General features: G+C 38.9%; 15 protein-coding genes. 3 read left to right on the forward strand and 12 right to left on the reverse strand.

Annotated elements, in window-relative coordinates; translation table 11 throughout:
* Positions 1 to 10: 10 nt before the first annotated feature.
* Positions 11 to 661, reverse strand: coding sequence for a hypothetical protein (locus ACGTJS_RS03310; protein ID WP_410472813.1), 651 nt, complete (start codon positions 659 to 661; stop codon positions 11 to 13).
* A gap of 366 nt (positions 662 to 1,027) precedes the next feature.
* Here ACGTJS_RS03310 and ACGTJS_RS03315 point away from each other — a divergent pair, with 366 nt between their 5' ends.
* A complete protein-coding gene (locus tag ACGTJS_RS03315; RefSeq protein ID WP_410471537.1) occupies positions 1,028 to 1,924 on the forward strand; it encodes an IS982 family transposase in 897 nt (298 codons plus the stop codon).
* 65 nt (positions 1,925 to 1,989) lie between these two features.
* On the opposite strand, the gene ACGTJS_RS03320 is transcribed toward ACGTJS_RS03315, so the two are convergent.
* The 11 genes from ACGTJS_RS03320 to ACGTJS_RS03370 form a co-directional block, all read right to left on the reverse strand.
* On the reverse strand, positions 1,990 to 3,501 hold the full coding sequence (locus tag ACGTJS_RS03320; protein ID WP_410472814.1) for an aldehyde dehydrogenase family protein: 1,512 nt from the start codon (positions 3,499 to 3,501) through the stop codon (positions 1,990 to 1,992).
* Between the two features lie 240 nt (positions 3,502 to 3,741).
* Complete coding sequence (locus tag ACGTJS_RS03325) at positions 3,742 to 4,449, reverse strand: response regulator (RefSeq protein ID WP_315043593.1); 708 nt, start codon at positions 4,447 to 4,449, stop codon at positions 3,742 to 3,744.
* A gap of 300 nt (positions 4,450 to 4,749) precedes the next feature.
* Positions 4,750 to 5,166 carry a F0F1 ATP synthase subunit epsilon gene (locus ACGTJS_RS03330; RefSeq protein WP_315043591.1) on the reverse strand — a complete coding sequence of 139 codons (417 nt, stop codon included), beginning with the start codon at positions 5,164 to 5,166 and terminating at the stop codon, positions 4,750 to 4,752.
* A gap of 76 nt (positions 5,167 to 5,242) precedes the next feature.
* A complete protein-coding gene (gene atpD / locus ACGTJS_RS03335) occupies positions 5,243 to 6,643 on the reverse strand; it encodes a F0F1 ATP synthase subunit beta (protein WP_410472815.1) in 1,401 nt (466 codons plus the stop codon).
* Positions 6,644 to 6,668: 25 nt separating this feature from the next.
* Positions 6,669 to 7,547 carry a F0F1 ATP synthase subunit gamma gene (gene atpG / locus ACGTJS_RS03340; protein ID WP_410472816.1) on the reverse strand — a complete coding sequence of 293 codons (879 nt, stop codon included), beginning with the start codon at positions 7,545 to 7,547 and terminating at the stop codon, positions 6,669 to 6,671.
* Positions 7,548 to 7,671: 124 nt separating this feature from the next.
* Positions 7,672 to 9,216, reverse strand: coding sequence for a F0F1 ATP synthase subunit alpha (gene atpA, locus ACGTJS_RS03345; RefSeq protein ID WP_315041862.1), 1,545 nt, complete (start codon positions 9,214 to 9,216; stop codon positions 7,672 to 7,674).
* A gap of 52 nt (positions 9,217 to 9,268) precedes the next feature.
* Entirely contained in the window at positions 9,269 to 9,868 is a 600-nt protein-coding gene (locus ACGTJS_RS03350; protein WP_410472817.1) for a F0F1 ATP synthase subunit delta, read from the reverse strand.
* Positions 9,869 to 9,893: 25 nt separating this feature from the next.
* On the reverse strand, positions 9,894 to 10,364 hold the full coding sequence (locus ACGTJS_RS03355) for a F0F1 ATP synthase subunit B (RefSeq protein ID WP_410472818.1): 471 nt from the start codon (positions 10,362 to 10,364) through the stop codon (positions 9,894 to 9,896).
* 81 nt (positions 10,365 to 10,445) lie between these two features.
* Positions 10,446 to 10,673, reverse strand: coding sequence for a F0F1 ATP synthase subunit C (gene atpE / locus ACGTJS_RS03360; RefSeq protein ID WP_286173164.1), 228 nt, complete (start codon positions 10,671 to 10,673; stop codon positions 10,446 to 10,448).
* Between the two features lie 44 nt (positions 10,674 to 10,717).
* Positions 10,718 to 11,590: a F0F1 ATP synthase subunit A gene (gene atpB / locus ACGTJS_RS03365; RefSeq protein WP_410472819.1), complete on the reverse strand. Its 873-nt coding sequence runs from the start codon at positions 11,588 to 11,590 to the stop codon at positions 10,718 to 10,720.
* Between the two features lie 283 nt (positions 11,591 to 11,873).
* Complete coding sequence (locus tag ACGTJS_RS03370; protein WP_315041858.1) at positions 11,874 to 12,281, reverse strand: ATP synthase subunit I; 408 nt, start codon at positions 12,279 to 12,281, stop codon at positions 11,874 to 11,876.
* Between the two features lie 108 nt (positions 12,282 to 12,389).
* Between ACGTJS_RS03370 and ACGTJS_RS03375 the strand changes: the two genes are divergently transcribed.
* A complete protein-coding gene (locus tag ACGTJS_RS03375) occupies positions 12,390 to 12,890 on the forward strand; it encodes a transcriptional repressor (protein WP_315041856.1) in 501 nt (166 codons plus the stop codon).
* 175 nt (positions 12,891 to 13,065) lie between these two features.
* Positions 13,066 to 13,893 (forward strand): phosphodiesterase, encoded by an 828-nt coding sequence (locus ACGTJS_RS03380; RefSeq protein WP_315041854.1) that lies wholly within the window; start codon positions 13,066 to 13,068, stop codon positions 13,891 to 13,893.
* The last annotated feature ends 9 nt before the right edge of the window (positions 13,894 to 13,902 follow it).

A 13,902-nucleotide genomic window follows, 5' to 3' on the forward strand; every position in this document is an offset into this window, starting at 1 on the left:
GCTCATGTGGCTAGTTATTGGTAAAGGTCGCCGTTGTGCCGGGACGCTCCGCTGACGAAATCCAGCTTGACCAAAAATAAAAATCTGCCAAACGCTCACGAGCAGTCAAATCTGGCAAGGTATTATTTTTCATCGCAAAAGATTCACGAGATTTGACGATTTTTTCATCGTCCATATCACCGCCATACAGCTTAATATAATAAGGAGCAACTTGATTAATCGCTTGCAAACGAGTATCTGACAACACAATCGTATCTACCCCATTGGCAGAACTTTTACGATACTCTTCTTTGGCAAGCTCACGCACACCTGCTTGCACCGTTTTATCAAGTTGGTCGTAAGGTTTGCCGTACAATTCTTGCGACTTGATATCCAACCAAGCCACCAACTCACGGTGCAACCAATCCGCCGTCCAGTCAGGCGCTTGATACGCACCATGACCCAACACCGAACCTAACTGCATACCGCCTGTGGTTTGCCAAGCGGATTGACCTTGTAAAATATCTTCTTTTGAGATAACAACTTGACCTTTGCTATCCACAAATTTTTCTGGAACAGGCGGCGCCGAACGATAAACCTCAACCCCACCCCAGCCTAATAAGGTGAAAGTTACAATCAGTACAGCGACTAACGCCCACCAATGTTTTTTATACTCTCCCATACAAACTCCTATCAATTTACATTGATTGATTTATGCTTATCATTGCTACATTATTGTGGCTTTTTATTGAAAACCTCATCTAAATCAAGCATTTAATTTATATATTTCAAATAAACTTTTTAACATAAAAAAACGCTAAATTTACATGATTGCAATCATTATAACATATATAAAAAATATATGTTAATACAAATCAAAATTTTTTTACAAAAAAAATAGAATACCAAAAAGATGTTCTATTTTTACAATTACAGCAATGTTCAATTTTAAAATTAACCTGAATTCGACATAAGAAAAAACTAAAAAAAAGAAGCCCAATATGTTAAAGTAAATTCACCACAAACAACCCTAACAAGGACTTCTTACATGGACAACCTCGAAGCACTATACTGCCACATAGACGACTATTGCAAAACATACACAAACGAACAACAGAAGAAAATGCTAACCCAAAAGAGCAAAAGCAGTAAAAAAACACGAAACAAACCATGCCGTATTAGTTTATCAGAAATCATCACCATATTGGTAGTATTTCACCAAATAAAATACAGAGAATTTAAAGCCTTCTACTACAACTACCTCACCCAATGGCTAAAACCTGCCTTTCCAAACCTACCAAGCTACACAAGAATGGTAGAACTCATGGAAAAAGCAATAGTTCCCATGTGTGACTACCTACAATCTCTCATGCAAAACAACTGCACAGGCATAAACTACATTGACTCAACCAGTTTAGCCGTATGTGATAATCACCGTATCAACCGCAACAAAGTATTTGCAGAAACAGCACAGCGAGGTAAAAGCAGTATGGGGTGGTTTTTTGGCTTTAAACTACACGTCATTATCAATGATAAAGGTGAATTGGTCAATCTAACCGTAACCAAAGGCAATGTTGATGATAGGCAACCTGTGAAAAGACTTTGTGAATCTCATGTTTTTGGTAAACTCTTTGCTGATAAAGGTTATATTGATAAATCATTGACAGATTGGCTTGATGAGCATTTAGATATTGAGTTAATCACGAATGTTAAAAAGAATATGAAATCTAAAGATATTTCATGGTTAAATAGACGATTACTTAAACGCCGTTTTTTGATTGAAACTGTGTTTGATGAGTTAAAGAATATGTGTCAAATTGAGCATTCAAGGCATCGTAGTTATGTTGGGTTTATGAGTAATTTGTTGGCAGGGTTGATTGCTTATTGTCATCAAACAAAGAAGCCTACATTAAAAAATGTCCTGTTGGGGTATTCTTTATTGTAGGTTTCTTATTTGTTTATATTTTTTCAATAAGTTAAATGATTTTTTATATCGAATTGAGGTTAAAATTAGAAAAAGCCCATTGGTTTTGGCGAATAACTCACCAATAAGTTTTTAGTTTGTTGATAATGGTCAAGCATCATCTTATGCGTTTCACGCCCAATGCCTGATTTTTTGTAACCACCAAACGCCGCATGAGCAGGGTAAATGTGATAACAATTCGTCCACACACGACCCGCCTGAATCGCACGTCCTGCACGGTAAGCCGTTGTGCCATCACGAGACCACACGCCAGCACCTAAGCCGTACATGGTATCATTGGCAATTTTCATCGCTTCATCAAAATCTTTGAACGTGGTTACTGAAAGTACTGGCCTAAAAATTTCATTTTGGAAAATCGTTAAGCCATTTTCGCCTTTAAACACAGTCGGTTCAATGTAAAAACCACCATCAACAGTCGTCATCGCTTGACCGCCTATGAGCAGTTCCGCACCTTCTTCTTTGCCTTTTTGGATATAGCCCAAAATCTTGTCTTGTTGCTCTTGTGATGCTTGTGCCCCAACCATTGTGTCGGTATCTAGTGGGTGTCCAAGTTTGATTTTTTTCACACGCTCAACCGCTTTTTTCAAAAATTCATCGGCGATACTTTCATGTACTAAAGCACGAGAGGGGCAAGTACAAATTTCACCTTGATTGAGTGCGAACATGGTAAAACCTTCCAATGCTTTTTCTAAAAAGTCATCATCTTTATCCATGACATCGGCAAAAAATACATTCGGCGATTTACCACCCAACTCAAGCGTTACAGGAATTAAGTTTTGCGTTGCATAACCCATAATTAACTGCCCAACTTCTGTTGAACCTGTAAAAGCGATTTTAGCAATGCGTGGATTGGTCGCTAAATCTTTCCCAACCTCTTCACCATAACCATTCACCACGTTTAGCACGCCTTTTGGCAAAATATCTTGAATCAATTCAAGTAAAACCAAAATGCTCGCAGGCGTTTGCTCTGCAGGTTTTAACACGATACAGTTACCTGCTGCCAATGCAGGCGCAATTTTCCAAGCTCCCATCAAAATTGGGAAATTCCAAGGGATAATTTGTCCCACCACGCCCAACGGCTCATGATAATGATAGGCAACTGTGTCGTGGTCAATCTCGCTGATAGTGCCTTCTTGAGCTCGAATACAACCTGCAAAATAACGAAAATGGTCAATGGTTAAAGGAATATCAGCAGCTAAGGTTTCACGAATCGGCTTACCATTATCCCATGTTTCAGCAACTGCCAATACTTCCAAATTTTGTTCTAAACGGTCAGCAATTTTGAGTAAAATATTTGAACGTTCTTGTGGCGACGTTTTACCCCAAGCGTCTTTGGCAGCGTGGGCTGCGTCTAGGGCAAGTTCAATATCTTCTTTGCTTGAACGGGGTACTTTGGTAAAAACTTTACCATCGACAGGTGAAATGTTGTCAAAATATTCGCCTTTGACAGGGGCGACCCATTCGCCACCGATAAAGTTTTCGTATTGGGATTTAAAATTGACTTTTGCACCGTCAGTATTGGGATTTGCGTAACGCATGATAAGACTCCATTTGAATAAACAGGTTTTTGAGAATGATTTTTCCAATTCATTGATATATTAATTTAATTAAAATATCAATCACAAAATTAACATCTTCCTTAACAACCTCATTAATTTTGCACTTTTATCATCCCAAAATTTTTTGATATTGACAAGTATTTTTACATAAAAAAACATTTTTTTGACCAATAAAAAAAGCCGACTGAAGCCGACTTTTTCATTACTTTTGGTAAAAAATTAATTTTCCTTGACAAACAGATAACCCTTACTACGCACGGTTTTGATACGTTTTGGATTTTCTGGATCATCGCCAATTTTTGGACGAATACGAGAGATACGCACATCAATTGAACGGTCTTGACCATCGTACTCAATGCCACGCAAACGCTCAAAAATATCTTCACGAGACAAAATACGACCTGCATTAGAAGCCAATAACCACAATAAATCATACTCGGCACTGGTAAAATCAACCAATTCATCATTCAGCGTTACCGAACGACCACCGTTGTCAATCACCAAATCACCAAATTCAAGGCGTTGCTCAACATCGTCAGTCGGTGCGACATCAGAACGGCGTAACAACGCACGCAAACGTGCCAATAGCACACGTGGTTGGACAGGTTTGGCAACATAGTCATCTGCACCCATTTCAAGTCCCAAAACTTGATCCATGTCATCGGTACGTGCAGTTAGCATTAAAATCGGATTGTGATATTGTGAACGCACTTCACGGCAAACCGTCAAGCCATCACTACCTGGCAACATCACATCAAGCACCACGATATCAGGCTGTTCACTAATGATACGGCGAATGGCACGATTGCCATCGGTTTCAATCGCAACATCTAAACCATTTTTACGCAAGTAATCTTGGGTCAATGTTGCCAATCGTTCATCGTCTTCAACGATTAATACTTTGGGAATTAATTCTTCTTCAACCATTTTTATTCTCCAAAAATATGATACATTGTAATCAATTTTTTCCCAAAATTGATTGTTTAACAAGGCATCAAATCAAAAAAACATTACCACAATTTTGATACAAAATCTTGCTGAAGGATTTTACACCAAAGTTATTATAATGTAACAAAAAAACACGTTTTTTACTATTACTAAAACGTAACGAAAACTTAATTTATCATAATTGCTTCATTATTTTAACCAATAATATAGCACAAAATAACAAAAAAGATAGCAACTTTCATCACTATCTTTTATGATTTAACCATTCATCAGATTGACTCAAGCACGGTTACGGAATTTTTGTAAAGTCTGTAACTGAGCCAACGATTCAGCCAATGCTGCCATGGCTGCTGATGTGTCAATATCTGCTTTTTGGTTTTGTAGCATTTGTTCTGCTTCACGGCGAGCTTCGGCAATTTTTGCTTCGTCTAAGTCGTGGGCACGAACCGCAGTATCTGCAAGGACGGTCACAAGGTGCGGTTGTACTTCTAACACGCCACCTGAAATATAAACCATTTCATCAGCACCGTTGGCAGTTTTGATTTGCATAGCACCTGGTCTTAATAATGTGATAAACGGGGTATGCCCTGCCAAAATACCAACTTCACCTTCTACACCCGTGGCGATGAGCATACTAATCTCACCTGTGTAGATAGTTTCTCTTGCACTGACGACATTACATTGTAAAGTTGCCACAGTTTTCTCCTAAAGTTCTCTAAAGGTTATTGATTGGTATTGCACCAGTCAATCAACTTGACCAGTGCGTTGCCAATTAACCACGAAGTTTTTCAGCAGCTGCCACAACTTCTTCAATACCACCTTTCATATAGAAAGCTTGTTCTGGAAGGTCATCGTATTCACCGTTCAAAATTGCTTTAAAGCTTTGAATGGTTTCACGAATTGGTACGTATTTACCTGGTGCACCTGTGAACACTTCTGCAACGTGGAAAGGTTGAGATAAGAAACGTTGGATTTTACGAGCACGGTAAACGACTAATTTGTCATCTTCTGACAATTCATCCATACCCAAAATCGCAATGATATCTTTTAACTCTTTAAAGCGTTGCAATACTTCTTGTACACCACGAGCAACGGTATAATGCTCTTCACCAATTACCAATGGGTCAAGCTGACGAGAGGTTGAATCTAGTGGGTCTACCGCAGGGTAGATACCTTGTGATGCGATATCACGGCTCAATACAACAGTCGCGTCCAAGTGAGCAAAGGTTGTCGCTGGTGATGGGTCAGTCAAGTCATCGGCTGGTACATAAACGGCTTGAACCGAAGTAATAGAACCTGTTTGGGTTGAAGTAATACGTTCTTGTAGCACACCCATTTCTTCTGCCAATGTTGGCTGATAACCTACCGCAGATGGCATACGACCCAACAAGGCTGATACTTCAGTACCTGCAAGGGTATAACGATAAATGTTATCTACGAACAATAACACGTCACGACCTTTACCATTTTCGTCTTTTTCATCACGGAAATATTCCGCCATGGTCAAACCAGTCAAAGCAACACGCAAACGGTTTCCTGGTGGCTCATTCATCTGACCATATACCATCGCAACTTTATCAAGTACGTTAGAATCTTTCATCTCATGATAGAAATCGTTACCCTCACGAGTACGCTCACCAACACCTGCAAACACAGACAAACCTGAGTGTGCTTTTGCAATGTTGTTGATAAGTTCCATCATATTAACGGTTTTACCAACACCCGCACCACCGAACAGACCAACTTTACCACCTTTAGCGAATGGGCATAGCAAGTCAATCACTTTAATACCTGTTTCTAAAAGTTCAGTTGAGTTTGATTGTTCATCATAGCTTGGGGCTTCACGGTGGATAGACCATGTAGTATCTTGTTGTACAGGACCTGCCTCATCAATTGGGCGACCCAATACGTCCATGATACGACCCAATGTGCCTTTACCAACAGGTACAGAAATTGGAGCACCTGTGTTCACAACTGGCAAACCACGTTTTAAGCCTTCTGTTGAACCCATTGCAATGGTACGCACGATACCATCACCTAATTGTTGTTGTACTTCTAAAGTTGTTTCTGTATTTTCTACTTTTAAAGCATCATAAATTTTTGGTACGCTTTGACGGTCAAATTCAACGTCAATAACCGCGCCAATAATCTGTACAATACGACCGCTACTCATTACGTTCTCCTTGAATTTAGGTCAATTATGAAACAGCAGCAGCACCGCCAACGATTTCCGAAATTTCTCGGGTAATCGCCGCTTGACGCAGCTTGTTGTAAACTAATTGTAAATCTTTGATTAAGTTGCCTGCATTATCGGTAGCTGCTTTCATCGCAACCATACGAGCAGATTGCTCAGAAGCAATATTTTCCACCACACCTTGATAGACGACAGACTCAACATAACGTCCCATCAAACTATCAACCAAATCTTTGGCAGATGGTTCATAAATATAATCCCAACTATGCTCACGACTTGCCATTGTTTCATCATGCAAATCACTAGATGAAATCGGTACAAGCTGTTGCACATTGGGTTTTTGCGTCATGGCATTGATAAATTCATTATAAACCAAATAAATCTCATCAATTTCACCACGGTTAAACGCATCAAGCATCACTTGTACTGGCGTGCTTAATTGCTCAAAACTTGGGTTATCTCCATAATGTGATTCGGCTGCAATCACCGTACCACCAAAGGTTTTGAAAAAGCTCACGCCTTTTTGACCAATCACCGCAAAACGAGCTTCTACGGATTGGCTGTTTTTTTCTTTGACGTGTTGCATCAATTTTTTAAACAAATTGATATTCAAGCCACCTGCCAAGCCACGGTCTGATGTAACTACAATATAACCAACTCGGTTCACCGCTCTTGAAGTCAAATAAGGGTGCTTATAATCAGGTGAAGCTTTTACCAAGTGAGAAACAACTCGACGCATATTATCAGCATAAGGTCTGCCTAATTGCATACGCTCTTGGGCACGACGCATCTTACTCGCTGCAACCATTTGCATGGCTCGAGTAATTTTTTGGGTACTTTTAATACTCGCAACTTTTGCTCGAATTTCTTTTAAACTTGCCATAAGTAATCCATACAGCTGGGTTTAGTTAATATTTTTAAAATTAACAAAATTTTGAAAATGAACAAAGCACTTTTCTATGTGGTGCTTTGCTCATCTGTTTTGTGACAATACAACATTCTTTTAATTAAAAAGAATGGTTTTGTTTAAATGTTTCAATCGCTGTTTTAAAAGTATTAGCAATATCATCATTGTAGTTTGCCGTATCATCAATCTCTTGCATGAATGCACCATGTTGCTCACGCAAATAACGTAGCAAACCTTGCTCAAATGCACCAATTTTATTCACAGGGACATCTGCCAAGTAGCCTTCATTTGATGCAAAGATAACCGCAGCTTGTTCCGCAATTGACATTGGCGCATACTGATTTTGTTTCATCAATTCAGTCACACGCTGACCGTGGTCAAGCTGTTTACGAGTGGCATCATCAAGGTCAGATGCAAACTGTGCAAACGCTGCCAACTCACGATACTGTGCTAAGGCTGTACGAATACCGCCTGATAGTTTTTTGATGATTTTGGTTTGTGCTGCACCACCCACACGAGATACCGAAATACCCGCATTGACCGCAGGACGAATACCTGAGTTAAATAGGCTTGACTCTAAGAAAATCTGACCATCAGTAATAGAAATTACGTTAGTTGGTACGAATGCAGAAACGTCACCTGCTTGGGTTTCAATGATTGGCAAGGCAGTCAATGAACCTGTTTTACCAGTTACCGCACCATTGGTGAATTTTTCCACATAGTCTGCATTCACACGAGAAGCACGCTCTAATAGACGTGAATGTAGATAGAATACGTCACCTGGATAGGCTTCACGTCCTGGTGGACGGCGTAATAGTAACGAGATTTGACGATAAGCAACCGCTTGTTTTGACAAGTCATCATAAATAATCAAAGCGTCTTCACCACGGTCACGGAAATACTCACCCATAGTACAACCAGAATAAGGGGCGATATACTGTAGTGATGCTGGCTCTGAAGCTGACGCAACAACCACTGTTGTATATTCTAATGCGCCTGTTTCTTCTAATTTACGTACCACGTTGGCAATGGTTGAACGTTTTTGACCAACCGCAACATAGATACATTTAATACCAGAGGCTTTTTGTGCAATGATTGCGTCAATCGCCATGGCAGTTTTACCAGTTTGACGGTCACCAATGATAAGCTCACGCTGACCACGTCCGATTGGAATCATGGTATCAACTGATTTATAGCCTGTCATAACAGGTTCATCAACTGATTGACGGTCAATTACACCTGGTGCAATTTTTTCAACTTTATCAGTTAATTTTGCGTTAATAGGACCTTTACCATCAATTGGATTACCCAGTGCATCTACGACACGACCTAGCAATTCAGGACCGACTGGTACTTCTAAAATACGACCTGTACAATAGGCTTTTTGACCTTCTTGTAGGTTTAAGTAGTCACCTAATACAACAGCACCAACTGAGTCTTGCTCAAGGTTTAATGCCATACCATAGATGCCACCTTCAAATTCAATCATTTCGCCGTACATGGCATCTTCAAGACCATGAATCTGTACGATACCGTCAGACACCATAACAATAGTGCCTTCATTTTTTGCTGTGGCACCCGCAGTCAGGTCTTGAATTCGCTGCTTAATCAGATTACTGATTTCCGCTGGATTCAATTGTTGCATTGCACTGTTTCCTTAAATTGATACTAACTATTTATTATTTAACAAAAAATAATTAACTAATTAGCTGTGTTTTTAACTGTTTTAATTTGCCACGCACAGAATCATCAATCACTTTATCGCCAACTTTAATGGTAAGCCCACCAATTAGGCTTGGGTCAACCTCAACCTGCAAAATGACTTCTGCATTTAATGAAGTTGATAAACGGTTTTCAAGTAAAAGCTCTTGTGCCTTTGTTAATGGAAATGCCGATGTGACATAGGCATTGACTTCTTTGGCATCGGCTGCTTTTAACAAGCCAAAACGCTCGTGAATAAATGGTAATAACGCCAAACGTTCTTGCTCTGCAAGTTGGGTTAAATAATTTACGAACGCATTATCTGTTGGTTGACCACCCTCAATAGCCGTGCTTAATGCTTTAAAAACATTGTTGCTATCTTCAGGTGCAGTTTGATTGTATAAATCTGTTAAAGTGGTGACTTTGGCAGTAGCGGCAATTGCTGGATTATGTAAATATTCTGCAAATGCTTTATCACTAACGATGGCATTCATAACGGCTAGATAGTCTTGCCATTCGCTGATAGCATGATGCTCTTTAGCATAGTCAAATGCTGCTTTTGCATACGGTCTTGCTAAGGTTGATAAATCAGCCATCATATCCTCACTATACTATTGCCACTTATAATTTGGTCGCCAATTGGTTTAACATATTAGCATGTACTTCTGGATTGACCTTTTCTTGCAAAATTTTCTCAGCACCAAGTACAGAAAGTTCGGCAACTTGTGCACGAAGGCTTTCACGGGCTTTGTTAATTTCTTGGTCAATTGCATCACGAGCTTGTTGGCGAATACGCTCACCTTCGGCTTGTGCTTGTAATTTTGCATCTTCAATCATTTGATTAGCACTTTTATTCGCTTGGTCAATGAGTGAAGCTGCTTTTGCTTTTGCGGCTGCTAGCTCTTTATCAGCAGTTTCAGTCGCACTTGCCAAATCGGCTTTCGCTTTTTCGGCAGCATTTAAGCCATCTGCAATTTTGCGTTGGCGGTCTGAAATGGCGGCAACCAATGGTGACCATACAAACTTCATGCAAAATATCACAAAAATAGCAAATGCAATTGATTGTCCAATTAGGGTTGCATTGATATTCACTTCAGAATCCCTCGTTAATTAAGTTTCTTCTATCCTCGTTCACAGCAAAATACTGTGAACGGTGTACTGATAGCCTACCTATTAACCAGCTAATGGATTAGCGAATAACAATAACATCGCAATACCAACACCAATCATTGGTACAGCATCAAGAAGACCCGCTACGATGAACATACGAGTTTGTAGTTGTGAGCCTAATTCTGGTTGACGAGCAACACCTTCTAGGAATTTGCCACCTAAGATAGCAAAGCCAATACCTGTGCCTAATGCACCTAAACCAATAAGCAATGCCACTGCGATAACGGTCATACTTGCTAATTCTGGGTTCATCTAAATATCCTCATTGTTAAAAATTAATGTTCAGTTTGTGACGCAAGACTAAGATATACAATTGTTAGCATCATAAAAACGAACGCTTGCAAAGTGATTACTAAAATGTGGAAGATAGCCCACGGTACTGATAACACCCATTGAATCCAAAATGGCATTAGGGCGATTAATACAAAAATCAACTCACCTGCATACATATTACCAAATAGTCGTAAACCTAATGAAATTGGTTTTGCAATTAGGGTTACAAATTCTAAGATAAAATTAACAGGAATTAAAATAATTTTTGCAATCGGATTTTTTGCACTAAATGGGTGTAGTGTTAATTCACCAATAAAGCCACCAAATCCTTTTTCTTTAATACTATAAAAAATAATAAGTGCAAATACAGAAAATGACATACCAAGCGTTACGTTTGGGTCAGTACTTGGTACAATTTTCATATATACATGGTGCGGGTCATGCCCCATTGCAGCACCAATTTTTTGTGCAAGAACTGGGATATAATCAATTGGGATTAAATCCATTAAGTTCATTAAGAAAATCCACACAAAAATAGTCAATGCCAATGGTGCGATAAGTTTTGACGTACCATGATAGGTATCACGAACATTGCTATCTGCAAATTCTACAATTAATTCAATAAAGGCTTGTAGTTTTGTTGGTACACCTGACGTTGCTTTTTTGGCAACCATCGCAAATAATGCACAAAAGAAAATACCAAGCCCAATTGACCATAACATAGAATCTAAATGAATGGCGTTAAAACCCATTGCGGTTGCTTCTGCTTGTGTTTCTGCAACTTTCCACCCAAGCTCTGGGTGATGACCAAATGTCCAATTGGTCAAATGGTGCTGAATATACTCATTGGAAGTAATTTCGTGTGCGTCTGCCATAATCTTAACTTCTATCTATATTGAGTCAATAAAAAATTGAGTGGGGTTTATTTGTTAAAAATGAACCCGTTTTAAAAACCCTGTCTATATTAATGCAAATGTTACCTTTTTGTAAAGTTTATTTTTGACAAAATTGCATTTTTTTTTGCTTTTTTACAATATTTATTAAAATTTATCGGTAAATAGCTAAAAAAATCTATTTTTAGGTATTTTTTGAGCATTTTTTGCAATAAAAATCCGATATTAATTCAAGGTGTTTTGGATAAAAATCTGCAATATATGTTTACATTTGTAAGCGATTTTTGGCAATCAATATCATATAACTGATTTGCACCACAATATAACCAAAAAATACCCATACTGCCTGTAAGGGTTTTAAAAAAATAAAAATACAAGCAAAACCAACAAAGGTTATCAGCCATTTTATCATGGTGGCTTGGTACATTTTGTGGACGATTTGACGTTGGTATTTTGCTCCTGTGATACTTAGGGATATTTTGGCAAAAATGAGTTGTCCAAGCCACGCCAATATCGCCCCAGCGAGCAGATTTTTGCTGATGACAAAATGTTCGGTGTGATAGATTTTATCCAACGCCACGCCGACAAATACCAAAGCAAAGACTATCCACGATTGTTTGCTGATGGTTTTTTGGATTTTTTGGAGATTAAAGGGTTTGGCAGGCTTTGACATAGTTTGGTTGAAAAATGCTGTATATCGCCTTATTATAGTGTGTGAGTGGGTTTGGTGCAAGTTGTGCCTTTTGATGTTTTTTTATTTTTTATGTGTGGGTGAAAATTGATGATGAAACACAGTGATTTTTCGGTGCATTCTGCCAGTTGTCAGCATTGCCATGAGCCAAGTAGTATTGAGCGGTTAGTGCAGTCTGCCAAAGATAGCTGTACGGCTCAAGGTGTGCGTTTTACGCCATTGCGTGAGCAAGTGTATCGCCTGATTTTGCAGGCGGTTGTGCCGATTGGGGCGTATGACTTGATGGCAAAGTTGCAACAAATTTCGGACAAAAATATCGCACCGCCAACGGTGTATCGCAGTTTGGATTTTTTGTTGGAACAAGGGTTTATTCATCAACTCAACTCCACCAAAGCGTTTTTTGCCTGTTATCAGCCTGATGGCAAACATACCGCCACGTTTTTGATGTGCCAACAATGTGGCGATGTGCAAGAATTTAATTCACAAATTTTGGCAGAAACGTTGGCAGATGTTGCCACACAGTCACAATTTTTGGTAAAATCCAGCGTCATTGAATTGGCAGGTATTTGTCAAAAATGTCAAAATTTGTAGGTTATTTATTTTTTTAAATGATGTATTTTTATAAATTTACTTGACCTAAACAATTTTATAGGTAAAATTTGCGTCTTTGTTTTTTGAACAATTTTTTTTAGACAAAATTTCACCTTCATTCAAGAATTTTATGTTTGAATCCGCTAACCTTTCAACTGTTTGATAGTTGGTTTTTATGGCTTCACAACTTTTACCCACGCCCAGCAAAAATCCCGATTTTGTACAGATTGTACAAATCAGTGATTTACATTTGTTTGACAATCCACATGAACGCTATAACGGCATTGACACAAAAGCCAGTCTTGACAAAGTGATGGCATTGGTGCAAAAGGATTTTTCCCACGCCGATTTGTTGGCGGTAACAGGCGATTTGTTACAAAATCCGAACGAGCAAAATTATACCGAAATTTTTGATTATTTTGATAAATGTGGCTTGCCGTACGTGGCGATTGCGGGCAATCATGATGTTACGATGGAGTTGGACGCACATTTGCCATTTTTTCAACGCCGTCATGTCGGTTTAAAAGCGGACAATCGTTTAAAAAATTGTTATAAAATTGACAGCGATGTTTGGCAAATTATTTTTTTGGATTCCAGTCATCAAGGGCATATTTCAGGTTTTTTTAATCAAAATACTTTAGATTGGTTGGCAAATACGTTACAAAATTCCAATAAACCTTGTGTGATTTTTTGTCATCACCCCATGTTTAAAGTTAATTCGGCATGGATTGACCATCATCGTTTAAAAAATGCCGATGATTTTTGGCAAACCGTTGCACCATTTTGTAATAAAATTCAAGGTATTTTTGTCGGTCATGTGCATCAAGATTTTAGCAGTGTGATTGATGGCGTGCCTGTGTCCACTTGCCCTGCGACCAGTGCCCAGTTTAAGCCATTGTGCGATGATTATGCGATTGATGATGTGCCTGCGGGGTTACGTTGGATAACATTATATAACAATGGTACACTTGAAACGGGTGTCAAAAGAATAGACGCTATGTAGCGTTTTTTG

The organism is Faucicola mancuniensis, from assembly GCF_046523945.1.
GTDB classification, from domain to species: domain Bacteria; phylum Pseudomonadota; class Gammaproteobacteria; order Pseudomonadales; family Moraxellaceae; genus Faucicola; species Faucicola mancuniensis.

Coding starts and splice junctions, on each gene's coding strand:
- ACGTJS_RS03310 (WP_410472813.1), bottom strand. CDS start 661: ATGGGAGAGTATAAAAAACATTGGTGGGCGTTAGTCGCTGTACTGATT.
- ACGTJS_RS03315 (WP_410471537.1), top strand. CDS start 1,028: ATGGACAACCTCGAAGCACTATACTGCCACATAGACGACTATTGCAAA.
- ACGTJS_RS03320 (WP_410472814.1), bottom strand. CDS start 3,501: ATGCGTTACGCAAATCCCAATACTGACGGTGCAAAAGTCAATTTTAAA.
- ACGTJS_RS03325 (WP_315043593.1), bottom strand. CDS start 4,449: ATGGTTGAAGAAGAATTAATTCCCAAAGTATTAATCGTTGAAGACGAT.
- atpD (WP_410472815.1), bottom strand. CDS start 6,643: ATGAGTAGCGGTCGTATTGTACAGATTATTGGCGCGGTTATTGACGTT.
- atpG (WP_410472816.1), bottom strand. CDS start 7,547: ATGGCAAGTTTAAAAGAAATTCGAGCAAAAGTTGCGAGTATTAAAAGT.
- atpA (WP_315041862.1), bottom strand. CDS start 9,216: ATGCAACAATTGAATCCAGCGGAAATCAGTAATCTGATTAAGCAGCGA.
- ACGTJS_RS03350 (WP_410472817.1), bottom strand. CDS start 9,868: ATGGCTGATTTATCAACCTTAGCAAGACCGTATGCAAAAGCAGCATTT.
- atpE (WP_286173164.1), bottom strand. CDS start 10,673: ATGACCGTTATCGCAGTGGCATTGCTTATTGGTTTAGGTGCATTAGGC.
- atpB (WP_410472819.1), bottom strand. CDS start 11,590: ATGGCAGACGCACACGAAATTACTTCCAATGAGTATATTCAGCACCAT.
- ACGTJS_RS03370 (WP_315041858.1), bottom strand. CDS start 12,281: ATGTCAAAGCCTGCCAAACCCTTTAATCTCCAAAAAATCCAAAAAACC.
- ACGTJS_RS03375 (WP_315041856.1), top strand. CDS start 12,390: ATGATGAAACACAGTGATTTTTCGGTGCATTCTGCCAGTTGTCAGCAT.
- ACGTJS_RS03380 (WP_315041854.1), top strand. CDS start 13,066: ATGGCTTCACAACTTTTACCCACGCCCAGCAAAAATCCCGATTTTGTA.